Below are 21,932 nucleotides of genomic sequence, written 5' to 3' on the forward strand. Positions count from 1 at the left end.
TAGAGAACTAATGTGGATGCGTAATGCCTTCTACAGAGTGTTGGTTTACCCACGCTTCATACTTCGTTCTTAAGGTTACTGCTATCCAACCATAAGAAAGCCCAATGACGCAGTAAAGTAACTCAATAAAGCCAGCATGGGCGTATGTGGCGCCCGCAACATATGACATAAAACCAAAGAATGTCCCCGCCCCAACAAACAGCGCTGGAACGAAATCAAATGGGGGTAGGCGTTCTAAACAAATACATGGCACAACCACAAAGAAAATCGCGACGGGTACAGCGAAAAATCCAAACGACGAGAGCGCTCCGCCAAACTCCATGATCGCCACAGATGCAATGATGCCGGCGATATAGCCAAAGATCACTTTTGTACCCCCCTCTAAAGTGCACCCTGCCATGAAGTACATTGCCCACGCAATAAAAGCAATCCATCCAAAGCCGATATTCTCAATAGGCAACATAGGCGCTATCACTTGGTCGATGATTTGAATAGTAAACGCAAGAAAAGCAACCATTATTGGAATAACAATAAACTGTTGAAACTTCATAGTAAATCCTTAAGCCATTAGGCTTTTTTCTGTTAGGTAAAGGTCGTATCCCTGTTGAGGTGAAAGACTCTCATGAACAACCCCATTAATTGCTTTAAGCATCCCAATTGGGCATTCAGACTGAAATACGTTTCTTCCCATATCCACACCAGCGGCGCCAGACTGGATGGCCTGATAAGCCATGTTTAATGCCTCTAGCTCTCCCACTTTTTTCCCACCAGCAACCACAATCGGGACGGGACAAGCAGCAACGACTTTCTCAAAGTCATCACAATAGTAGGTTTTGACGATATGAGCCCCTAGCTCAGCAACGACCCGAGTTGCCAACATAAAATAGCGTGGCGTCCGCTCCATCTCTTTGCCAACCGCCGTTACGCCCAGAGTTGGTATACCGACTCGTTCGCCAGCATCAATCGTCCGAACTAAATTGCTCAAGCTTGAGCACTCTCCACCGGCTCCAACAAATACCTGAATAGCCAAGCAAGAAGCATTGATTCGCACTGCATCTTCTATGTCGACACCTATTACTTCATGGCTCATATCATCCTTTAACACTGTACTACCAGCGCTAGAGCGCAGAATCAACGGCTTAATGTGTGTGGGGGAGATACACGTTCGCATCGCCCCTCTGGTTGCCATTAATGCATCCGCATATGGAGCGAGGGGCTGAATACTCAAGTCAAGGCGTTCAAGACCTGCCGTTGACCCCATAATGTAGCCATGATCAAAAGCAAGCATAACCGTTTTTCCTGTTGTAGGTCGGAAAATGCGACTTAACCTATCTTTCATTCCCCAATCAACATGATCCATGCCTTTTACATGAAAAGAATCACAGCGAGGAGGCGTGTCCAATCCATAGTCTTTTGCGAATAAATTACCCTCTCTATCAGCCATGATAAGCCTCCTCTTCTCGAGATACTTTAACGACATAGAGCCCAAAAGATTCAAATAACATTGCCATACTCGCAGCTCCTGGATCGATATAACCTCGGCTCTTCTCACCCATATTTTTTGCTCGCCCACGAGCCGCTTTCATTCCCTTCGTTTCTTGTGCTCCAAGGTTCGCCGCTTCAGAGGCCTTTTCGAACAAGTCGGTAGTATCAGCTCCATCGTTCGCCGCTTGCTCAAGAGCTTCAACTGCGGGAATCAGCGCATCCAACATTGTTTTATCACCACGTTTTGCACCGCTAAAATGCTGCACTCTCAATAGGGCTTGGCGGAATGCTAATGCTGTTTCACGAGGTGTTAAGACCGTATTCTTGAAACCTTCAGACAATCCTATATAAAAGTTGCCGATCAACATTCCTGCAGAGCCACCATCTTGGCTCATGATTAACCAGCCTAAATCATCATATTGCTTTGCCCAGTTGTCGCTTGGCTGGTTTAATACAGCATCAATACAATGACAAACTCTCAGCATGGTCGTGCCGTGGTCGCCATCGCCTATATGACTATCCAGATCATTTAAGTAGCTGACTTTATTTTCGATACGATGGGCTGCATACAACAACATTTCATTGAGTGTATTTTGTTCAAACATCATCATACAAACTCTCCTTAACGTCTTATTAAGCCTTAGTTTGATTCTAGATATTTTGAGGTATAGAACTCGAATACCTGATAGCTTAAGTCGTTATATGAAGTGGCAGGTAAACCCAAATGATTCGGGTTTACCTGGAGTAGTTACTGTTGTGTCCAGTAAGGAGTATTACAGGGCTGATCCCACAGTAAAAGTGTTTGGCTATCGAACTTACCTATGCACATCTGGAAGCCAGCCATCTCCTGCACCGTGAGGACTTCTTCAACTTTTGAGCGTGCAACCGTCACTTGCTTGTCTTCCAAAGCTAAATGACAAGCACGTGAGACAATTAGCATTTCCATCAGTGTGGTTGCCCCTGAACCATTGACCATCAACATTAAGTGGTCGCCAGGTTTAACATCAATCGCTTTGCATAGCTGGCTCATCATAATATTCGCGGTATCGTCAGCGGTTTGCAGCTTCATTCGGCCACCGCCACCTTCACCGTGCTGACCCATACCAATTTCCATCTCATCATCAGCAAGATCACCAATTTTCATACCTGATTGAGGATGAGTTGCGTTGCTCATGGCCACAGCCAATGTTGCCATTTGTTGATTAAAGCGATCGGCGACCTGGTACACCTCTTCAAGAGGTAAACCCATCTCTGCAGCTGCTCCCGCCAATTTATAAACAGGAACACAACCTGCGAGACCTCGACGATCTTTAACATCCGCGCTTAGCCCTGCACTGATGTCTTCATGAGTTAGCAACATTTTAACGTTGATACCCTCACGCTTCGCCATCTCTATCGCCATATTTGCAGCCATCACATCACCTTCGTGATTCAAAACTACAAGTAATACGCCAGCAGGCCGATCAGCTAACTTCAGTGCTTCGAATACTTTCGGAGCCCCGGGGGCTGCAAATATATCGCCGACAACGGAATAGTCGAGCATACCTTCACCAACATAACCGCTCAGTGCGGGTTCATGCCCTGCACCGCCCAGTGTAACGATTGCCACTTTGTTTGGATCTTTAGGTGTCACGCGTGCAACAATCTTATCTTTGATGATTTTTACTTTGTTAGAGAAGGTCATCTCGAGACCTTGCAGTAGTTCTACGGTTAAGTTTTCTGGATTATTAATGAATTTTTTCATAACTCTATCCTTCTTCGTCTATACGTACTGCATCAGTTCAATCGGGGCTTCATCTTCCATTACAAAGGCAATTCTTAGTTTTTCATTTGCATAAAATGGTTCAATTAGCACTTTCTTACCTTGTAATTCAGCGTCTAAGTCATCAACCTCATAGGCAACATGAGCGGTGTTTTTTAACTCTTCTGGCATAGGACTATCTTCTAAAAAACGTAACCATTCGATTTTGTTCTCGCTCTGTTCAAAGTCTGTTGTAAAAACGCCTATCTCTGCATTCAGTGTCTCATTTTCATGTGTTTGCTGTGTCGGAATACCGACATGATTGAATTTTTTCATCATATCCACCCTTTTTAATCATCCAACTGTCACAAATTAATATACACAAGCAATATAATGAAAATAGTGACCATGATCGCACACAACAGACAAGCATAAATCACTGAAAAATATGCAATTATTTTATTTTTAAGGATTTTCATTAAGCAAGTGCAACACTCAACTTGCAGTGCCATTTAATAGCAACTGCAACAAAATGTGTGTCGCTCATTAATAAATTCAGCCTGATTGATGGCAAGTGCAACAAACTAAGACTTCTGAACAGCTTTTCTCGTTAGGCAAGTGCAACACGTGATCGTGTTCATAAATCTAAACATGTTCCTCTAAAAGCTGGTGAATATCTGAAATATCTAATTCTGGATAAAATTGAATCATGAATCGCTCACATTGACTTGAATCCCAACCAATGAGTTTTAGCTGTTCAATGAGCTCTTCATATTGTCTTTCGACAATTTGAGTGTGAAACTGCTTGCGGTATTCGGCGAGTTGTTGAGCCATGTGGGGCTCGTATCCATAAGGTCCAGAGTTTCTTGCCAACTCCCTCGAAATAGTTGAGCGATGGACATTCAGCTGAGTGGCGATCTCGGACTGCGATTTTCCCTCCTTACGCAAAGCCCAAATTTTTATACGCTGTTCTTCGGTTAACTGTCGATACATAAGCCACCATCCGTAGATAAAAAGTGCACTTGTAAATATACGTCTAATTATGTGAAAAAACTGTGATAAAAAGACCAGAGTAAAGCGGCGACATATAAACCGAAAACAACCACATAGACACGCATAAACTACCAATATCCCTGTAATGAAAAACAACCCACTTAACCGTAGTCAAGATCAACATCAACTAATGGGTAAACTGATATTAATCCTTGGGTAAGAGGTCTGGTTAAGTGGGCTGTAAAAACGATAACGAGGATTATGGGCGACAGTTAAACTATGCCAAAATACAAGTTGTAAGGGGTCTCCCTACAAAAATAAAATAATTTAAATCAGATATTTATAGGAAGCGTTTTTAAAAATCGATAGCGCTTTGTTTACTTCAGGAATACTGTCTGACGATAGACTATAGTATGTGGAAACAGAATGTTTATAACCCCTAATAAGATGATCAAGGTTCAGCAGTTTTAACTTCCCACTCTCAACCCAATGTGCTGCGTCCATGTCAGAAAGCACCGTCCAACCTTCTGTCTCCATGAGTGCAATTGCTAGCTCAACACTGCTCACTTTATGTTGTCGATTGCCAATCTCAAAATAGCCTAAATCTCTTGCTTTTGAGTGCTGCATAATATATTGAGTAGATAGCTGTAAATCTGACATCGACACAACCGAACTCTTCCCCAAATCTGAAATTGGACTGCCATAAGGGTTCATGGTCAAACTTCCAATATTCGTAGACTTGAACTTACCCGGCGATACCGTTGAATGTTCAGTGGACATCACTGCAATATGACACTGGTCTTGTTCTACTGCTTTAAAAGCTTCCTCTCTGGACGCATTACAGCATTCAATTTCTAACTCAGGATATTCCTCTCGTAACCTGGTAATGACTTCACCTAATAGTTGATTAGGAATTAAACTGTCATGCCAAACTATCATCTTTGATAGTGGCTGTTTATAAAGAGTCATTGCAGCATGGTAAAAGTCTCGAGCATGTTTTGATAAGTTGCGAGATCGAACAATCAAGCTTTCGGCATCTGTCGTAGGTACCGCTCTTCGCCCTTCAATCTCAAAAAGCTTCACTCCTAGTGTATCTTCCATCGCGAGCACATGCTCTCTGATTGTGCTGCGCTCTTTTTGAGCGATTTTTGCTGCTGAACTGTATGAACCTTCTTCATACACCAAAGTAAACGCCTGCACTTGCTCGATTGATATCATTTGGGCCTAACTCCCTAATTTTTATTATTTTATTTTCGGTTGCGATGAGGATGCAAGACTAGCACATAGTTATGACAAATCGATATAAGAACATATATAAAACTCAATGATGAACTCATTCAACTCTGACCTGATTTAATAATTTTTCGTGGGACTAGCACACTATCTCGCTAAAAAGCGCTATTGCATACAAATGCAATTGTTTGCTATAAGTAGATCAGCATTACACGCTGCTAGTCGATTTTTGGATAAATACAAGGCTAGAAAAAACAAAAACAGAACCAATGAAAGGATTCATTATGAAAACTCTATTCCGCAATGTTGCGGCGATCGTGCTTGCGTCTACAGCAGCATTTGGCACAGCTCAAGCTTCTACTACTCTTCTTCAAGAAATCGCGAAAGACGGCGAGCTCCGTGTCTGTTTTGACGCTGGCTACATGCCATTTGAGATGACAGCAAAGAATGGCCAGTACATTGGTTTCGATATTGACCTAGGCAAACAGATGGCACGTGCCATGGGCGTAAAATACACGCCAGTCAACACGGCTTGGGACGGTATCATCCCTACCCTATTGACAGGTAAATGTCACATGATCATGGGGGGTATGACGATTACTCCGCAACGCAATATGCAAGTTAACTTCGCTGACCCATACGTCATCATCGGCCAGTCGATCCTAGTCAGCCCTAAACTCGAAGGTAAAGTAACAAGCTATCGTGACCTTAACGATGAGAACTACACTGTTGTGACTAAACTTGGCACAACTGGTGAAGGCGCTATCAAACGTTACCTACCTAAAGCAAAAGTAAATCTTTACGAAACGCAATCTGAAGCGGTACTCGAAGTGGTTAACGGTAAAGCGGATGCCTTCATCTATGACCTACCGTACAACGCTATCTACAGTGCTGAAAACAAAGGTCAGCTTGTTCACTTAGATCAACCATTTACGTTTGAGCCACTTGGTTGGGCGATTCGTCAAGGCGACCCTGATTTCCTTAACTTCTTGAACGGCTACCTTCGCCAAATCAAAGGTGACGGCACTTACGACCGTATCTACGATAAGTGGTTCAAGAGCGATGCTTGGCTAAGTCAAGTACAGTAATCGTAAGGGTTTCAACCCCACCAATTCGCAGCCTACATCAGTGGGCTGCTCAATACTGCATCGACCCCATTGATTGCAGTTCTTCTCCAAGCAGTATTTGAGAAACTAACATGCAAAAACGCGAGAGACCCATTTTATGGAATGGCGTTTTTCTACTTATTATCGCCTTTCTTTGTGGGCTGATATATTTGTCAGGAAAACGAATAGACTACAACTGGAACTGGGAGCGAGTGGTTCCTTATATCGTTGACAACTCGGCCGCCGCAATAACAGCGCCTGAAGATGGCAACATTGTCAGTAATGCGGATGGCACACTATATTTAGAGTCCTTGTCTGGCGAAGTACTGGTTGAGCTGGGTGAGTACGAAAACATCAGTGTTTTCCAGGGTGACCTCATTTTCGAAGGTGACCAACTCGCAGAAGCAACGGAATGGCGAATCGGCCCGCTGACAGAAGGTCTCATTGTCACGATTAAGATTTCTCTTTGGTCTTTGCTGTTTGCTATTGTTATCGGGCTATTTGTTGGGTTGATGCGTATTTCATCCAATATAGCCCTTCGTAAACTCGCGATTACTTACGTTGAGCTAATCCGCGGCACGCCATTGCTAGTGCAGATCTTCATTGTTTATTTCTTCATTGGTACCGTACTCGACCTCGACCGTTTTACCTCCGGTGTTATTGCCCTATCCGTATTTACTGCGGCGTATGTTGCTGAAATCATTAGAGCAGGTATTCAAGCGATACCAAAAGGGCAGATGGAAGCCGCTCGTTCGTTGGGAATGAACTACGTACAAGCAATGGTATACGTTATCTTGCCACAAGCATTTAAACGTACCTTGCCACCGCTGGCCGGGCAGTTTATCAACTTAATTAAAGACTCTTCATTGGTCTCAGTGATTTCGATTACTGACCTTACTAAAGCGGGACGAGAAGTGGTCAGTGGTAGCTTCGCACCATTTGAAGTTTGGTTCACAGTCGCTGCACTGTACTTGATCTTGACTAGTTCCCTATCTTGGGCGATTCAAACATTAGAAAAGAGGTTATCTGCCAGTGACTAGAGATTATCAAGGCGAAGAGATGATCATCGCCGAAAACATAAACAAAGTATATCCAAATGGCTGTCACGCCCTCAAAGATGTATCAGTGACCGTAAAGCGCGGAGAAGTTGTCGTCGTCGTTGGTCCATCTGGCTCAGGTAAATCCACGTTTTTGAGAGCCCTCAACCAACTCGAAACCATTAGCGACGGATCCATTACCGTTGATGGCACCAACATGTATGATAAACATACCAACATCAATAAGTTGCGTGAAGAAGTGGGTATGGTATTCCAAAGCTTCAACCTCTTTCCACACAAAACCGCGCTAGGTAACGTTATGCTTGCACCACTTAAGGTGGCGAAGCGAGACCAAGCCGCTGTGGAGGAAGAAGCCAAAGAGTTACTTAAGAAAGTAGGACTCGCTGACCGCATGGAGAACTACCCTAACCATTTATCTGGTGGTCAACAACAGCGAGTCGCGATAGCAAGGGCACTTGCTATGCAACCTAACATCATGTTGTTTGATGAACCTACCTCAGCACTCGATCCAGAGATGGTCGGTGAAGTACTTGATGTTATGAAGAGTCTCGCAGCCGACGGTATGACAATGGTCGTCGTTACCCATGAGATGGGATTTGCCAAAGAAGTGGCCGACCGAGTGTTGTTCATGGAAGAAGGCGAGCTGCTTGTTTCGGACACTCCAGAGAACTTCTTTGAGAACCCTTCTAACGAACGTCTTCAAAAATTCTTATCAAAAGTCCTCTAGCCAATCGATATGGCCTCATTGACATTATCTCTTTCTAGTTAAATCAATGAGGCTACCTACAACTTTATATCTTTTGTGGCGCCACCGTTGAGCTGCCCCTGACCAGTAGTTGAGTCGGTATGACCGTCTCGCGCGGAGCTTGCTCTTTGTTCAGTACTTTGATTAACACCTTCATTGCTGTTTCGCCAATGAGCTTTTGAGGCTGCTTTATCGTCGTTATAGAAGGGCTGCAATATTGGCTAAATAGTAGATCGTCAAAGCCAACAACAGACAAATCTTCCGGTATCCTTAATCCCATTTCTTGAGCTGCTTTTATCGCTCCGAGCGTCATCATATCATTGAAACAAAATAGCGCAGTCATTGAACACTGCTTCACCAAACGACGAAAGGCAATGTAACCCGAGTCAAAGCTAAAGTCCCCCGCTTCCACTTTTCTCGGTTCAGGCTCAAGCCCTACACTATTCATGCTTTCATCAAAACCCGCTTTGCGAGCGATACAAATTGGATTTTCCATTGGCCCGGTGATACAGCCAATGTTACGGTGACCAAGCTCAAGCAAATAATCGACCGCTTTCTTCGCAGACGAATGATTATCAACCCTGACGGTTGGTATCGATGACTCAGAAAAATATTCACATGCTGTTACCATCGGGATATCCGATTTATAACGGTAACTATTAGGCAGCTCAGAGGTAAGAGAAATGACACCATCAGCCTGCCGTGCCCTCACTAAATCGAGATACACATTGGCCTGTTCTACTGTGTGTACGGTATCTCCGAGCAATACCTTGTAGCCATGTTTTTGTGCGACCAACTGGATTCCACGAACGATATCGGCAAAAAACATATTCGCGATGTCAGGAACAATCACTATCACCGTTTTTGACTCACTGTTTCTCAAATTTTGTGCCGTCGCATTCGGCGTGTATCCCGTTTCCTGTATCGCCAATTCGACCTTTTGACGAGTCCTCACTTTAACCAACTCCGGATGAACCAAGGTCCTAGATACAGTGGCTGTAGACACTCCCGCCAACCTTGCCACGTCTTTTATTGTCACCATAATCACTCCGCAAAACCTGAAATCGTTTACATAATCTCCACAATATTACTAAGTGCATTGGAGATCAAAAAATAGCTTAAACTTGGTTAATAAATAGCCACAACGATCACATTAAGTCTCTATTTGCATACAAAAAGCTAAAAGTTGTCGATATTATAGCCATAAAAGCATGTTTTTACTCAGCTAGATGCATTACTCATACATATGCATTTGGGGTGCATCTTATTACAAACACAATGTACACGTTTACATTTTGTGTACTTTGTTAACGAGGTGAACGATGAAAACAATAAAAGGACCTGCACTATTTCTCACGCAATTCACATCAGATGAAGCACCATTTAACTCTTTGGAAAGCATTGTTGAATGGGCAAGTAATCTTGGATACAAAGGTGTTCAAATCCCTACGTGGGACGCCCGTTTATTTGACTTAGAAAAAGCTGCAAAAGATCAAGACTACTGTGACTCTGTGCGTGCCATTGTTGAATCTTACGGCGTCGAAATAACAGAGCTGAGTACCCATCTTCAAGGACAACTCGTCGCAGTACACCCTGCTTACGATGAAATGTTTGATGGTTTTGCTCCAGAGCATGTTCATAACAACCCTAAAGCACGACAAGAGTGGGCGGTAGAGCAAATGATGTTTGCGGCAGCTGCATCAGAAAAGCTCGGACTAACCGCACATGTGACCTTCTCTGGCGCGCTACTTTGGCCCTTCATGTACCCGTGGCCTCAACGTCCTCAGGGACTTGTGGAGACCGGGTTTGCAGAATTAGCCAGTCGCTGGGAGCCTATCCTCAACGCCTTTGGCAGGGCTGGTGTCGATGTATGCTATGAGATACACCCTGGTGAAGATCTTCACGATGGAGTCACCTTCGAGATGTTCCTAGAAGCGGTAGATCATCACCCTAGAGCGAACATTCTTTACGACCCAAGTCACTTTGTTTTACAACAACTGGATTATCTTGCTTTCATCGATCGCTATCACGATCGTATCAAAATGTTCCACGTTAAAGATGCTGAGTTCAACCCTAGCGCCCAACAAGGCGTTTATAGCGGTTATCAAAACTGGACAAACCGTGCAGGTCGATTCCGTTCATTAGGAGATGGCCAAGTAGACTTCAACAGCGTGTTTTCCAAACTGTCGCAGTACAATTTTGATGGCTGGGCTGTCGTTGAGTGGGAATGTTGCCTCAAACACCCTGAAGCCGGAGCCTCCGAAGGCGTAGATTTCGTCAATAAGCACATTATTCGAGTGACGGATAAAGCCTTTGATGACTTCGCAGACGCTACAACTGATCTTGATGCAAACCGTCGTATTTTAGGACTAAGCTAAAGGGATACTGTCATGAACAGACTTAAACTCGGAATGGTTGGCGGTGGTGAAGGTGCTTTTATTGGTGCCGTCCATCGCATTGCTTCAAGAATAGACGATCAGTTTGACTTGGTTGCTGGAGCCCTCAGCTCTACGACAGAAAAATCCATACGTTCTGGACTCGCCTTAGGGTTAGAAAAAGAGCGCATTTATACCGATTTCAAGGAAATGGCAGCAAAAGAAGCCACGCGGTCAGATGGCATCGATGTTGTCGCCATCGTCACCCCCAACCATATGCACTATCCCGTTGCTAAAGCGTTTTTAGAAGCTGGGATCTCGGTCATCTGTGACAAGCCACTGACATCTTCACTCGAGGATGCACTAGAGCTTAAACGTATCGCTGATAATAGCGAGCCGTTCTTTTTCCTTACACACAACTACACCGCATACCCCTTAGCACGCCAAGCTCGGAATATGGTCGAAAAAGGGAGCTTAGGGCAGCTTAGAGTTATCCAAGTCGAATACCCTCAAGACTGGTTAACGACCGATGCAGAACATAGCGAGAACAAGCAAGCCCAGTGGAGAACCGATCCAACTCGCTCTGGGCCTGCAGGGTGTCTCGGCGACATTGGAACACACGCCTATAACCTAGCTTGCTTTATTTCTGGGCTTTCACTCAAAGCAGTCTCAGCAGACTTGACCGCGTTTGTTGATGGGCGTGAGCTTGACGATAACGTTCACGCAATGATGCGATTTGATCAAGGTGTCAAAGGGATGCTTTGGAGTAGTCAAGTAGCACCAGGAAATGAAAACGGATTGCGCATTCGACTGTTCGGCGACAAAGGCGGCCTGGAATGGCGTCAAGAAGATCCAAATAGGCTTTTGTTTAGCCCACTCGGTGAGCCAACTCAGATACTCACTCGCGCTGGAAATGGATATCAATCCACCGCAGAACATCTGACGCGAACGCCTGGAGGTCACCCTGAAGGATACCTCGAAGGCTTCGCCAACCTATATACCGAAGCTGCTAGGTGTATCCAGAGATACAAAGAAGGAGAGCAGAAACTCGATATTCTAGAAGGAAGTTTAATTCCCAATATAGATACCGGGTTGGATGGCATGAAGTTTATCAGTGCCGTGATCCTTTCTTCCCAACAAAATGGTCAATGGGTCGATATCGAGGAAATTTAAATGAGTACAGACACAGGTGTTCCCCTACTGCGTCTGAATAGTATCTGCAAATCATTTTCTAAGGTTAACGTCCTGCACGATATCTCGCTTGATATTCGTGCAGGAGAAGTACTCGGTATCCTTGGAGAAAATGGAGCAGGTAAATCGACGCTTCTAAAGATTATTGATGGTATTTACCACGCAACAAGCGGCTCAATCGAAGTTGAGGGTAAAACCGTGAATATAAGAAATCCTTCCGATGCTAAAAAACACGGTATCGCAATGATTCCACAAGAATTCAATTTGGTTTCAACGCTTAACGTTTTTGAGAATGTATTTTTGGGCCAAGAGCTTCGCAGGTCGGATAAGTTTGGTTCATCTTTGCTCAACAAACGTCTAATGAGGGAAAAGACACATCAGCTTTTAGAGCTGCTGGATACACCGTTATCCCCTGATTCCATCATTGAGGATCTCACCGTCGCTGAAAAACAGATGGTAGAAATTGCCAAGGCACTCGTCAATGATGCGCGGATACTAATAATGGATGAACCGACCACCGTATTAACTCATCATGAAGTCGATGTTTTATTCACGCTCATCAACAAGCTAAAACAGCAAGGCGTTACAATTTTATTTATTTCACACAAGCTTAAAGAAGTAAAACAGCTTTGTGATCGCTTAATTATTCTTCGTGATGGAGAGTTGGTGTCTATCGATGAGGTGAGCCAGATAACAGAACACGATATAGCGACGAAAATGGTAGGTCGCGAGCTTAATCAAATCTTTCCAGAGAAAAATGATGACTTTGGTCAAGTCGCATTAGAAGTGGATAAATTGACTCTAACAAAGTTAGTAAAGGATGTAAGTTTCAGTGTGCGCTGCGGCGAAGTCTTGGGCTTTGGAGGCCTTGTCGGTAGCGGTCGTACTGAGATCGCAGAATCGCTGATGGGACTGAGGGCAATTAAACATGGCCAAGTTCAAATTTTCTCCCAGCAATACCAGCCCTCAAGTGTTAGTCATGCCATATCTAAAGGTCTTGCATACATGAGTGAAGATCGCCAAGGGAGTGGCTTAATACTGAACTTCAATCTGTTTGAGAATATCACTCTGTGCTCTCTCAAGGACTACAAGAGACTATTCATAGACCATTCAAAAACGAAGCAAAAAGCAAAGCAGTATATTAATCAGTTCGATATAAAAACAGAAAATGAAAATACTGAACTCCAATTTTTAAGTGGGGGTAATCAGCAAAAAGTTTATTTATCGAAATGGATGGACACCCAACCCAAGATATTGATACTCGATGAGCCTACGCGTGGAGTCGATGTTAATACCAAAAAAGACATCTATCACTTCATCCATACCCTTACCCAACAAGGTCTTGCTGTCATTGTCATTTCTTCTGATATGGAAGAGCTTATTGGGCTTTCAAATCGGGTGATTGTCATGCGTGAAGGGCAACAACAGGGTGAGCTTACCGGTGAAAATATTACTGAGCAAAACATCATGTTATCTGCCGCGGGGTTGAGAAAGTCCCAACCAGAGCCTGTGTTAGAAGGAGAAAACATATGAATAATGCGATCCCCATAGCCCCCAGTAAAACAGGTCAAGCTACATCGATTTTAGACAAACTAAAATCCGTCAACTGGGCAACCTTTGCCCCTTTGATTGCTTTATTTGTGCTTATAGCAATATCGTCGATCGCCAGTGAGCATTTTTTGATGCCACGCAACCTAACTAACATACTAAGACAGGTCTCCTATACCGGAATCATTGCTTTAGGTATGACATTTGTCATTATCGCAGGTGGTATTGACCTTTCAGTGGGCTCTGCCCTTGCGCTGGTTGGAGCACTCATCATTATGCTACTTAACTACTTTGGTGTTGGATGGCTATCTGTGTCCATCGCAATAGTAGCAGCAATGTTCCTTGGTGCCCTATTTGGTGCCATAAATGGTCTGCTCACGACGGTAGGTAAAATAACGGCATTCGTAGCAACACTTGCAACCATGTCAATTTACCGCTCTCTTACTCTCTATATCAGTGATGCGGGCGAGGTCGTTTCATATAACCCTCAATTTCCAAAAATCGGAACGGGTTATTTTCTTGAGCTTCCTATTCCCGTGTGGGTGTTTTTTATACTGGCCATTGTCGCACACGTACTGTTGAAACATACGGCTTTTGGCCGTCATGTCTGTGCCGTAGGCTCCAACGCTAAAGTTGCTACCTACTCTGCGATAAACGTTCAAAAAATCATATTTCTTACTTTCGTCTTACTTGGCTTCACCGTCGGCGTGTCAGCCATCATGCTTTCTTCTCGGTTGAACTCTATCAGTCCGGGAGATGCAGGTCTGTTTTATGAGCTCGATGTCATCGCAGCGGTTGTCATTGGCGGCACCGCGATGTCAGGGGGCAAAGGCTCCATATGGGGAACCGTCGTTGGAGCAATCATTCTGGGCATTATCAATAACATGCTCAATTTAATGGGCGTTAGCCCATATCTACAAGGAACGGTAAAAGGTTTGGTCATCCTCATCGCAGTGCTTATGCAATTTAAGCGCTCTGAGTAAATCAAACACCGTACTACAGGAGAACTAAATGATGTTACTAGTTAAGAAGTTTACACAATTAGGATTCGCTCTACTTTTCGCTCTGTTACTTTGCACAACTCAGGCGTTTGCCAAAACGCACAAAATCGGTGTGTCGGTCCCTTCTGCTGACCACGGTTGGACTGGTGGCGTTCTATGGTGGGCAGAGCAAGCAGCCAAAGACTTTAAAGAATCAGACTATGATGTTGAATTTTATGTCGTTGCAGCAAGTTCAGGCTCAAAGCAAGTTGGTGACATTGAAGATTTAATGATAAGAGGGATCGATGCACTGGTAGTCCTTCCACATAATCCAGCCACGCTTCAAACCGTTATCGAAGAAGCCTACGCTAGCGGTATCTATACCGTTGTTGTTGATAGAGAACTAGCAAAACCTGCTCAAAATGTCTTTATCGCCGGCGACAATGCTGGGCTTGGCAGTGTAAGTGGTTATTGGCTTGCTGAAGAGATGAACAAAAAAGGAAAAGTCGTCGTCATAGAAGGCATGTCTATTCCGATCAACAAGCAGCGAGTGGACGCCTTTAACGATATTATTGCCAACTACAAAAACATTGAAATCTTGGATAGCCAACCAGCAGATTGGTCTACTCAAAAAGCGTTAGCAGTAATGGAAAATATGCTTCAACGCCACCCTCACATTGATGCTGTTTGGTGTCAAGATGACGATATGCTCAAAGGTGTAATGCAAGCAATCAAAGAATCCGGAAGAACAGAGATCAAGACTGTATTAGGTGGTGCCGGTTCAAAAGACATCATCAAAATGATCATCGATGAAGATCCTGTTGTTCGCGCGACCGTCACCTACCCTGCAAATATGATTGCATCTGGTATTGCTCTAGCAGTGACTGGATTAAAAGAAGAGAATTTAGGTACCATGTATCATACCACGCCGTCACGCGTCATTTTGGCTGCTGAACTCGTTGATAAGCATAATGCCGAAAAGTTCTATGAGCCACGCTCAGTGTTCTAAACCAAGCTTCATCGTAACCATAGAGGACGGGCTAGCCTCGTCCTCTAACTGTCTATCCTCACGCTCCCTCTCTACACATTTAATCATCAGTAGCGTATTGAATTTCTTCATCAAATAATACTCAGTACCTATAATTACAATACCCTTTATGCTAGTCTCGACATTCTACTTTTCGGGAGGAATCCATGGCACGCATTACCAAAGCAAAATGGGAAGAAAACTTCGCCAACTATAACGCAATCATCCTAAGAATTTTCTTAAACGAAGGCTGGGATCACGTTACTTACGATAGATTGAGTAAAGAGACAGGCTTAAGAAAAAGCACTTTACAGGGTTACTACCCTTCCAATACCGATTTTGAAGTCGCACTAAAAGGCAAAGTGTTCCCTATCATTGCTCAACATTTGGATTTTGAGTCTAAGGAAGCTCTGATTGCCTCTTGGCAAAGCGCGATGAAAGATACTCAATTTCGTATGGTAATGCGTATGTTTGTCATGCATGCATACAAGAAGGGAGCCGACGGTAGTGGTCGCCAAGGTGTACTTGGTTTAGGTAAGCTAATTGCGGATAAACTACCCGAGGATGATGCTTTGGAGACGATTCGACTGTTGTTCGGCTTGACTGTCACTGAGCTGATGGGGATTGACGAAACTTCGTTCTAATTGCGAAAGCGACAAGATAAAGGGGTAAAGCAAAGTGAGGGACAATGGTTAGTTGCCAACTTAAGAAGTAGCCGCCTCACCCCTTGGTTCTTGGTTACGCCAGACGCTTAGATAGTTTTGCCTTTCCACCCTTCTTCGCCTGGCACTTTACCTCCGATGCGTTTGCATTCATTATTTGCTATCGTCCCGTGATACTCGCCATCGATATAACAAGGCACCGAGGGTACGCCTCCCTTGCTACCCCCATATCCCGCTATGGCACTCGGGGCAAACACCAGAACACAAACCATGATTAAAGTCTTCATATGTTTTCTCCTCTCCCAAGCCTTAATACGTTTTGGGAAAAAAGTTGGCTCAATCCAGACGAAGTCGTGACTGGGTACTATTTCTTCTCTGACTAAAAACCCCTGATTTGAACTGATTCACAAGATGGTTGATCCCGATAGCACCATAAACACCAACACCTATATAAATCCATCCCCAAACCGGGTCTACATAGTGATGCAATGCAGAAATATAATTTGAGTCAAGGTAACCGAGTTCTACCATCAGAAGGTCAACCAACACCAAACAAACCATGTGATAAGTCATTATTGATTTGCTCTGCTTACCTAGCCAAACAAAATGCCGATGGCCACTGCAATGTCTAAGCGTATTCGCCAGGCTTAGCACCCCGATAACCCCAAACATAGATACCAATAAATGGAGAGCAAAGCCGTCTGGATATTCACTCCAAGACATACCTAACTCATGTGACAAGCCTAACTTGACTAGCGTCCATAGGGCTCCCCAACTAATAATAAGTACCCACAAAGACGCTGCTCGTTGAATCATCTGTTTGCAAACATAGCCAATTGTAAAATACATCAACCCTACACTTACTTGGCAAAAGATATTCCATAACCAGAATCTATGTAACTGAAATAGAGGCGATAGATAGGTGATACCTACATAACCCAACGAAACACCGAGAAAGAGAATCAAACCGGGACTGATATACTTGTGTGCAAAAGTTAGAAATAGTCGAAAAAGAACATTGCTTAAGCAGTAAGCGACAATAAACCAGCCCACCATAAATAACGAATTATTGTGACTGTTATGCAGAATCGGTGTCGCTAATGATTCGAATCCTTCGCCTAAATAGAAAACGATTCGAGTGTCCCAATTGCTAATGATGAGCCATGTGATGACAGCGATCAGCAAGTAGCTAAACACATAATAGAGAATATATCCTCTGCCAATATTCACTATCCATTGTCTAAAGTCGACGATCGGACGGCACACCATTCCACCAAGCACAAAAAACAGTGGCATATGGAACAAATAGGGCGACCAGGTCCAATTGGGATGCCACATATAGTGGCCGAACACCACTAAAATTATCCCTATTGCTCGCGCTATATAGAGAACATGTGAGTCTTCTTGAGTTACGGCCATAACCTCTGAGTCCTGTTTGAAAAGTGCGACTCAGAGGTTATCGTGCTTAGATGATGATATCTGTGAGCCACGTATGGTTCAAACAACAAAGGTTAACCAATTTACGCAAATTGGATCTATGTCTGTATTTGATTAATAGCCTTACATAAAAATTGGTCATCTATACTACTGATTTCAATAGCTAATTAAGGGCATTCCACTGAGAACAAAAAAGCCGCCCCTTTGAGTTTCAAAAGGGGCGGCTTACGTGATAATAGCGAGTATATCTCTAGCAGCTAGCTGTGAGCTCGCCTAAGTTGGTTAAGATACTTGATCCAACTCTTTGCTTGATTTGAAGGCTTGATATCATTGGCGCGCTTCGCTTGTACGATCGCCTCTTCCAGACGATTAAGTTTATAAAATGCACGAGTTTTCGCCAAAGCCACCTGCTCTTCTCTGTTCGGTACTTTTTCCAACACACTCAACGCCTGCTTATATCGCTGCTGTTGAAGCATGATTTGAGCGGCATTCCAGTGGTAATCAGGCTCTTGCTTCGCGGCTTCAAGCCATATATACGTCGCCTTATTCCACTCTTTGGCTTGCTGCCAATAGGTCGCTTGCTCCCGCAGTAGCTTGAGATCCGTTTTTGCGTTGTCCAACTGTGCAACTTGACGCGCAGCTTGTTCTGGTACGCCTTGTTTAGCGTACAACTGCGACAGTAAACGCAATTCAGTTTGCGACAACTCTATACGTTGTTTCTTAGCAAGCGTGAGTGTGGCAAGTGCACCTTTATCATCTTGGATACGCAACTGCATACCCACCAGCTGTCGCCACCATTTCGCTTCTGATGGCTCTAGGTTAATGATCTGTTTTAGCGTTGGGATCGCCGCCTTCCAGCGCTCAAGCTGCAGCTCTGCACCCAGTTTGAGAGACAGTGTTGACACCTTAGGCTGCTTGATTTTGTGTAACTCAACCAATGCCTTAAGGGTATTATCCCACTCTTTTGACTGATAGTGTGATTGCGCTACACGCAGTCGAATGTCCTGCAGTAGCTTTTCATTTGGAGCGTTATCAATCAACGGATAGTAGTACTTCAATGCTGATGAATAACTTTGTTGACCTAACAGAAGATCTGCCAGCATTTTTTGCGTGTGCCAAGCCTGTTCATCTTCCAACAACCCACTTGAAACCGCGGCTGTGATGTGTTCGATCGCTAAATCAATCTGCTCATTTTGCCAATAAAACACGCCTAGCATACGATCAATAAACGCTTTGTCGTAATCTCTTGAGCTATGTATACTCTCAAGCAGGCTTATCGCCTCGGCGAGTTTGTCATCTTGAGCAAGCTCATTCGCTCGCATCACTCGTGTCGCGGAATACTGAGACAACTCCTGAGCGACCACCGTTGAAATGGTCATCGGAGAGAAGAGCAATAAGCCGAAAATCAGGGTTCGTTTGATCATTTTTCTAATTGGAACTCCAATTTAACCGTTTGACCTGGTTGTGACTGTGCTGTGCCGTCTTCCACCTTTGGTTGGTATTTCCAGCTTCGTAGAGCACGCATTGCTTCGCGTTCGAACACACGCGGTGGATTGGCCTCAACCACTTCGATATCGGTCGGCTTTCCTATCGGATCAATAGTGAACTTCATGACCACATAACCTTCCAATTTGCGACGCAACGCGTTGGGTGGATAACGAGGCTCGACGCGATATAACGGCATCACTTGTTGGTTAACACCAAAATCAGTAAACGTTGGAGCATTAATCGCCAATCCATTGATACTCGTATCAAGGTCCAGCATTGGCTGATCCATCGTCAAATTAGATACCATATCCTCTGACTGTGCCATCGGCGTTTCCTCTGGCATCTCTGGTGTTTCTGGCTTTTCTGGTGCTGAGCGCTTGCGACGTTGAAGGTCTTGCTCGTTTTCCACCATCACCATATTAAAGCTCACACCTTCAGACGCTTCCGGTGTTTTTCGATGACTGGTATCCACCATCCACGACATGAATACAAAAATACTCAGCGTTATCAGCAAAGCAGGAGGCCCGGCTAATAAAAGACGTCCCATTACTGCTTCTCCGCCGCCAACGCAATATTGACGACACCGGCTCCTTTTGCCGCATCCATCACTTTAACAACCGTACCATTGAAGGCGTGCTCGTCGGCCTGAATCACCAATGACGCATCAGGCTTATCGAGCAATAGGTGTTCGAGCGTGGCTTGAACACGCTCTACATCTACCATACGCTTATCAATGTAGATATCGTTGGATGATGTGACTGCGACAAAAATCCCTGCATCCTTCTGACTCACGACATTTGAAGCTTGTGGACGATTTACTTCAACACCTGACTCACGCACAAACGAGCTGGTTACGATGAAGAAGATGAGCATAATGAAGACAATATCAAGCATCGAGGTCATATCAACCTGAGCTTCATCTTGTTTATGTGGTCGTCTACCCAATCTCATTGACGACTCCTTAATGATTTTTCTAGTTTAATTTCACGTTTCTGGCAGGCTTTAAGAAGGCGAGCATGCAAAAACATTCCAGTCAGCGCCGCAACCATACCCGCCATAGTTGGCAGTGTTGCCAATGAGATACCGGAAGCCATTAGCTTAGGGTCACTACTCCCCTGCGTTGCCATCACATCAAACACTGAGATCATACCGGTCACAGTACCAAGTAGACCGAGCATTGGACAAATTGCCACAAGGACTTTAATCAAGTTCATATTCTGGTAGATCTTGATATGTGCTTGCGCTAACCAACCATCACGAATAGAACGTGCATACCAAGAGTGCTGATCTTTACGCTTATGCCAATCTTCGATCCAGTGCGATCTTTGTTTCGGGAAGCTAAATACCAAATAAAGCACGCGGTCTGTCACTAGCAGAATGTTGAGTGCAACAATCGCTGCTAGCCACCACAGTATCTGCCCCCCCTGCTGCATAAAGCTCAACAGCGAGACAGACAGTTCGCTGTCTAGCAGTGCTTTAGGCAGCAAAGATAAAAGCAATTCCATTATGCTGCGCGCTCCACTGGAATCTGTTTTTCAAGGTCACTTTCTGCTTGCTGTGCTACAAGACCGATGCCTTGTTTCTCAAGAATATTGCGAATCGACTCAGCTTGTGTGCTCAAAATATTGTGCGCAAGTAGCAGTGGCATAGCGGCAATGAGACCCAGAACCGTCGTCACTAGCGCCATTGAAATACCACCAGCCATCACTTTCGGGTCACCGTTACCAAACTGCGTGATCACTTGGAAAGTCTCAATCATGCCGGTTACCGTACCCAGAAGACCGAGCATCGGAGCCAGTGCAGCAAGCAATTTCAACATTGATAAACCGCGCTCAAGGCTAGTCTGCTCATCAACAATGCTTTCGAGCAAGCGAAGCTCAAGCGCTTCAACCGTATGCACTTTACCTTGTTGATAAACCGTTAAAATACGACCCAAAGGGTTATTCTCTGACGGTTGCTGCGGATTCTTTAGCTGCGCTTTAATTTTTTGACGAGTCATGGTCAAGGTGACACCACGAACCAGTGCAATGATTAAACCAATGGCCAGCAGACCTAGAATGATTTGACCGACCACACCACCAGCACGCAGGCGATCCGACAAGCTCGGGTTCAGTGCTAACTGTTCTAATAAGACACCACGAGATGGGTCTACAATCATTGTTACCGCGTCACCAGCAGCAATCTGCTCAGCGACAGCTAACGTAGGGATGTTACTTGGCTGATTAATGAAAGCACGCGCTTCTGATTTATTACTATCCCAGTTGAGATAGCCCTTTTCATCGACAAGGCCCATAGCACCAAGACGTGCCGCCGTCTTTTCTACAACTTGACCATCACCATCGATGTAACGAATGGTATTCGTAGTGACTTCTCCACTCGCTTTGATCTGCTCTTCCAGCGCCTTCCAAAGACCGGTTAATTGGGGCATCGATGGTAGACGCGTGGCAGCGGTAATCTCTGCCACAACCTCTTTTTGACTCTGAGCATCAACGCCTGTCACTGAGTTTTCTAGCTCAGCTTCCAGCTCTTTAGCGGTTTGACGAACCACACCGAAGACTTCACCCAAGCTGCCCGTCTCAAGACGCAACTGTTCTTCTAAACGCGCTAGTCGGTCTTCGTTTTGGCTAAAAGTGTCAGTAAGTTGTTCGTTCTCTCTCTCTATCGAACTTCTTTGGGCTGATAGTTTGGCTTTAAGCTCAGTCAGCTCCTTCTCAGTCAACTTGAAAACCGACTCGCGGTTGCGATCATGTTGCGCTTGCTCGATAGAGTGCGTTTTTGCTGTGCCGACAAGATCAGTACTTGCGCTTGCGGTAAAGCTAACTAGAGATAAAGCAAGAACAGAGAATACAGGTGCGAATTTCAT

The 21,932-nt window shown here is 44.5% G+C and carries 23 protein-coding genes and 1 pseudogene; 9 read left to right on the top strand and 15 right to left on the bottom strand.

Features of this window, described 5'->3' with window-relative positions; all coding sequences use genetic code 11:
- Positions 1-7 precede the first annotated feature (7 nt).
- The 8 genes and pseudogenes from GT360_RS17410 to GT360_RS17440 all read right to left on the bottom strand — a co-directional run bounded on the left by GT360_RS17410 (position 8) and on the right by GT360_RS17440 (position 5,437).
- Positions 8-550 carry a DUF1097 domain-containing protein gene (locus GT360_RS17410; protein ID WP_164650226.1) on the bottom strand — a complete coding sequence of 181 codons (543 nt, stop codon included), beginning with the start codon at positions 548-550 and terminating at the stop codon, positions 8-10.
- Positions 551-559: 9 nt separating this feature from the next.
- Complete coding sequence (lsrF, locus tag GT360_RS17415) at positions 560-1,444, bottom strand: 3-hydroxy-5-phosphonooxypentane-2,4-dione thiolase (protein ID WP_164650227.1); 885 nt, start codon at positions 1,442-1,444, stop codon at positions 560-562.
- Positions 1,437-2,096: a dihydroxyacetone kinase subunit DhaL gene (gene dhaL / locus GT360_RS17420; protein WP_164650228.1), complete on the bottom strand. Its 660-nt coding sequence runs from the start codon at positions 2,094-2,096 to the stop codon at positions 1,437-1,439. Before dhaL ends, lsrF begins: the two co-directional genes overlap by 8 nt.
- Before the next feature lie 137 nt (positions 2,097-2,233).
- Positions 2,234-3,229 carry a dihydroxyacetone kinase subunit DhaK gene (locus GT360_RS17425; protein ID WP_164650229.1) on the bottom strand — a complete coding sequence of 332 codons (996 nt, stop codon included), beginning with the start codon at positions 3,227-3,229 and terminating at the stop codon, positions 2,234-2,236.
- An 18-nt stretch (positions 3,230-3,247) separates the two neighbouring features.
- Positions 3,248-3,565, bottom strand: a complete 318-nt coding sequence (locus GT360_RS17430; protein WP_239502686.1) for a VOC family protein — start codon at positions 3,563-3,565, stop codon at positions 3,248-3,250.
- Between the two features lie 306 nt (positions 3,566-3,871).
- Positions 3,872-4,060: a hypothetical protein gene (locus GT360_RS21950; protein ID WP_239502704.1), complete on the bottom strand. Its 189-nt coding sequence runs from the start codon at positions 4,058-4,060 to the stop codon at positions 3,872-3,874.
- A 27-nt stretch (positions 4,061-4,087) separates the two neighbouring features.
- Positions 4,088-4,219 (bottom strand): annotated as a pseudogene (locus GT360_RS21955) (helix-turn-helix domain-containing protein); the annotation flags it as partial.
- Positions 4,220-4,546: 327 nt separating this feature from the next.
- Positions 4,547-5,437, bottom strand: coding sequence for a LysR family transcriptional regulator (locus tag GT360_RS17440; RefSeq protein ID WP_164650231.1), 891 nt, complete (start codon positions 5,435-5,437; stop codon positions 4,547-4,549).
- Between the two features lie 299 nt (positions 5,438-5,736).
- Here GT360_RS17440 and GT360_RS17445 point away from each other — a divergent pair, with 299 nt between their 5' ends.
- From GT360_RS17445 to GT360_RS17455, 3 genes are all read left to right on the top strand, one after another.
- On the top strand, positions 5,737-6,540 hold the full coding sequence (locus GT360_RS17445; RefSeq protein ID WP_164650232.1) for a transporter substrate-binding domain-containing protein: 804 nt from the start codon (positions 5,737-5,739) through the stop codon (positions 6,538-6,540).
- A gap of 110 nt (positions 6,541-6,650) precedes the next feature.
- Positions 6,651-7,598 (top strand): amino acid ABC transporter permease, encoded by a 948-nt coding sequence (locus GT360_RS17450; protein ID WP_164650233.1) that lies wholly within the window; start codon positions 6,651-6,653, stop codon positions 7,596-7,598.
- 19 nt (positions 7,599-7,617) lie between these two features.
- Positions 7,618-8,343 carry an amino acid ABC transporter ATP-binding protein gene (locus GT360_RS17455; RefSeq protein ID WP_204274607.1) on the top strand — a complete coding sequence of 242 codons (726 nt, stop codon included), beginning with the start codon at positions 7,618-7,620 and terminating at the stop codon, positions 8,341-8,343.
- 64 nt (positions 8,344-8,407) lie between these two features.
- Here the strand turns inward: GT360_RS17455 and GT360_RS17460 are convergent, their stop codons facing one another.
- Positions 8,408-9,403, bottom strand: a complete 996-nt coding sequence (locus GT360_RS17460; protein ID WP_164650235.1) for a LacI family DNA-binding transcriptional regulator — start codon at positions 9,401-9,403, stop codon at positions 8,408-8,410.
- A 280-nt stretch (positions 9,404-9,683) separates the two neighbouring features.
- Between GT360_RS17460 and GT360_RS17465 the strand changes: the two genes are divergently transcribed.
- From GT360_RS17465 to GT360_RS17490, 6 genes are all read left to right on the top strand, one after another.
- Positions 9,684-10,739, top strand: a complete 1,056-nt coding sequence (locus GT360_RS17465; RefSeq protein WP_164650236.1) for a sugar phosphate isomerase/epimerase family protein — start codon at positions 9,684-9,686, stop codon at positions 10,737-10,739.
- Between the two features lie 12 nt (positions 10,740-10,751).
- Positions 10,752-11,909 carry a Gfo/Idh/MocA family protein gene (locus GT360_RS17470; protein ID WP_164650237.1) on the top strand — a complete coding sequence of 386 codons (1,158 nt, stop codon included), beginning with the start codon at positions 10,752-10,754 and terminating at the stop codon, positions 11,907-11,909.
- Positions 11,910-13,460, top strand: coding sequence for a sugar ABC transporter ATP-binding protein (locus GT360_RS17475; RefSeq protein WP_164650238.1), 1,551 nt, complete (start codon positions 11,910-11,912; stop codon positions 13,458-13,460).
- A complete protein-coding gene (locus GT360_RS17480; RefSeq protein WP_164650239.1) occupies positions 13,457-14,458 on the top strand; it encodes an ABC transporter permease in 1,002 nt (333 codons plus the stop codon). Before GT360_RS17475 ends, GT360_RS17480 begins: the two co-directional genes overlap by 4 nt.
- A gap of 28 nt (positions 14,459-14,486) precedes the next feature.
- Positions 14,487-15,464 (top strand): substrate-binding domain-containing protein, encoded by a 978-nt coding sequence (locus GT360_RS17485; RefSeq protein WP_204274599.1) that lies wholly within the window; start codon positions 14,487-14,489, stop codon positions 15,462-15,464.
- A 185-nt stretch (positions 15,465-15,649) separates the two neighbouring features.
- On the top strand, positions 15,650-16,126 hold the full coding sequence (locus GT360_RS17490) for a hypothetical protein (protein ID WP_164650240.1): 477 nt from the start codon (positions 15,650-15,652) through the stop codon (positions 16,124-16,126).
- A 354-nt stretch (positions 16,127-16,480) separates the two neighbouring features.
- Here GT360_RS17490 and GT360_RS17495 read toward each other — a convergent pair whose 3' ends face one another.
- From GT360_RS17495 to GT360_RS17520, 6 genes are all read right to left on the bottom strand, one after another.
- Positions 16,481-17,563 carry an acyltransferase family protein gene (locus tag GT360_RS17495; RefSeq protein WP_164650241.1) on the bottom strand — a complete coding sequence of 361 codons (1,083 nt, stop codon included), beginning with the start codon at positions 17,561-17,563 and terminating at the stop codon, positions 16,481-16,483.
- A gap of 275 nt (positions 17,564-17,838) precedes the next feature.
- Positions 17,839-19,005, bottom strand: coding sequence for a tetratricopeptide repeat protein (locus tag GT360_RS17500; protein ID WP_164650242.1), 1,167 nt, complete (start codon positions 19,003-19,005; stop codon positions 17,839-17,841).
- On the bottom strand, positions 19,002-19,616 hold the full coding sequence (locus GT360_RS17505; RefSeq protein WP_164650243.1) for an energy transducer TonB: 615 nt from the start codon (positions 19,614-19,616) through the stop codon (positions 19,002-19,004). Before GT360_RS17505 ends, GT360_RS17500 begins: the two co-directional genes overlap by 4 nt.
- Positions 19,616-20,020 (bottom strand): ExbD/TolR family protein, encoded by a 405-nt coding sequence (locus GT360_RS17510; protein ID WP_164650244.1) that lies wholly within the window; start codon positions 20,018-20,020, stop codon positions 19,616-19,618. Before GT360_RS17510 ends, GT360_RS17505 begins: the two co-directional genes overlap by 1 nt.
- Positions 20,017-20,574: a MotA/TolQ/ExbB proton channel family protein gene (locus tag GT360_RS17515; protein ID WP_164650245.1), complete on the bottom strand. Its 558-nt coding sequence runs from the start codon at positions 20,572-20,574 to the stop codon at positions 20,017-20,019. Before GT360_RS17515 ends, GT360_RS17510 begins: the two co-directional genes overlap by 4 nt.
- Entirely contained in the window at positions 20,574-21,932 is a 1,359-nt protein-coding gene (locus GT360_RS17520; protein WP_164650246.1) for a MotA/TolQ/ExbB proton channel family protein, read from the bottom strand. Before GT360_RS17520 ends, GT360_RS17515 begins: the two co-directional genes overlap by 1 nt.

This window comes from Vibrio astriarenae (genome assembly GCF_010587385.1).
In the GTDB taxonomy this organism is placed as follows: Bacteria; Pseudomonadota; Gammaproteobacteria; order Enterobacterales; family Vibrionaceae; genus Vibrio; species Vibrio astriarenae.

Coding starts and splice junctions, on each gene's coding strand:
- GT360_RS17470 (WP_164650237.1), top strand. CDS start 10,752: ATGAACAGACTTAAACTCGGAATGGTTGGCGGTGGTGAAGGTGCTTTT.
- GT360_RS17520 (WP_164650246.1), bottom strand. CDS start 21,932: ATGAAATTCGCACCTGTATTCTCTGTTCTTGCTTTATCTCTAGTTAGC.
- GT360_RS17480 (WP_164650239.1), top strand. CDS start 13,457: ATGAATAATGCGATCCCCATAGCCCCCAGTAAAACAGGTCAAGCTACA.
- GT360_RS17500 (WP_164650242.1), bottom strand. CDS start 19,005: ATGATCAAACGAACCCTGATTTTCGGCTTATTGCTCTTCTCTCCGATG.
- GT360_RS17510 (WP_164650244.1), bottom strand. CDS start 20,020: ATGAGATTGGGTAGACGACCACATAAACAAGATGAAGCTCAGGTTGAT.
- GT360_RS17465 (WP_164650236.1), top strand. CDS start 9,684: ATGAAAACAATAAAAGGACCTGCACTATTTCTCACGCAATTCACATCA.
- GT360_RS17430 (WP_239502686.1), bottom strand. CDS start 3,565: ATGATGAAAAAATTCAATCATGTCGGTATTCCGACACAGCAAACACAT.
- GT360_RS17445 (WP_164650232.1), top strand. CDS start 5,737: ATGAAAACTCTATTCCGCAATGTTGCGGCGATCGTGCTTGCGTCTACA.
- GT360_RS17410 (WP_164650226.1), bottom strand. CDS start 550: ATGAAGTTTCAACAGTTTATTGTTATTCCAATAATGGTTGCTTTTCTT.
- GT360_RS17475 (WP_164650238.1), top strand. CDS start 11,910: ATGAGTACAGACACAGGTGTTCCCCTACTGCGTCTGAATAGTATCTGC.
- GT360_RS17490 (WP_164650240.1), top strand. CDS start 15,650: ATGGCACGCATTACCAAAGCAAAATGGGAAGAAAACTTCGCCAACTAT.
- GT360_RS17455 (WP_204274607.1), top strand. CDS start 7,618: ATGATCATCGCCGAAAACATAAACAAAGTATATCCAAATGGCTGTCAC.
- GT360_RS17495 (WP_164650241.1), bottom strand. CDS start 17,563: ATGGCCGTAACTCAAGAAGACTCACATGTTCTCTATATAGCGCGAGCA.
- GT360_RS17450 (WP_164650233.1), top strand. CDS start 6,651: ATGCAAAAACGCGAGAGACCCATTTTATGGAATGGCGTTTTTCTACTT.
- GT360_RS17505 (WP_164650243.1), bottom strand. CDS start 19,616: ATGGGACGTCTTTTATTAGCCGGGCCTCCTGCTTTGCTGATAACGCTG.
- GT360_RS21950 (WP_239502704.1), bottom strand. CDS start 4,060: ATGGCTCAACAACTCGCCGAATACCGCAAGCAGTTTCACACTCAAATT.
- GT360_RS17460 (WP_164650235.1), bottom strand. CDS start 9,403: ATGGTGACAATAAAAGACGTGGCAAGGTTGGCGGGAGTGTCTACAGCC.
- lsrF (WP_164650227.1), bottom strand. CDS start 1,444: ATGGCTGATAGAGAGGGTAATTTATTCGCAAAAGACTATGGATTGGAC.
- GT360_RS17485 (WP_204274599.1), top strand. CDS start 14,487: ATGATGTTACTAGTTAAGAAGTTTACACAATTAGGATTCGCTCTACTT.
- GT360_RS17440 (WP_164650231.1), bottom strand. CDS start 5,437: ATGATATCAATCGAGCAAGTGCAGGCGTTTACTTTGGTGTATGAAGAA.
- GT360_RS17515 (WP_164650245.1), bottom strand. CDS start 20,574: ATGGAATTGCTTTTATCTTTGCTGCCTAAAGCACTGCTAGACAGCGAA.
- GT360_RS17425 (WP_164650229.1), bottom strand. CDS start 3,229: ATGAAAAAATTCATTAATAATCCAGAAAACTTAACCGTAGAACTACTG.
- dhaL (WP_164650228.1), bottom strand. CDS start 2,096: ATGATGATGTTTGAACAAAATACACTCAATGAAATGTTGTTGTATGCA.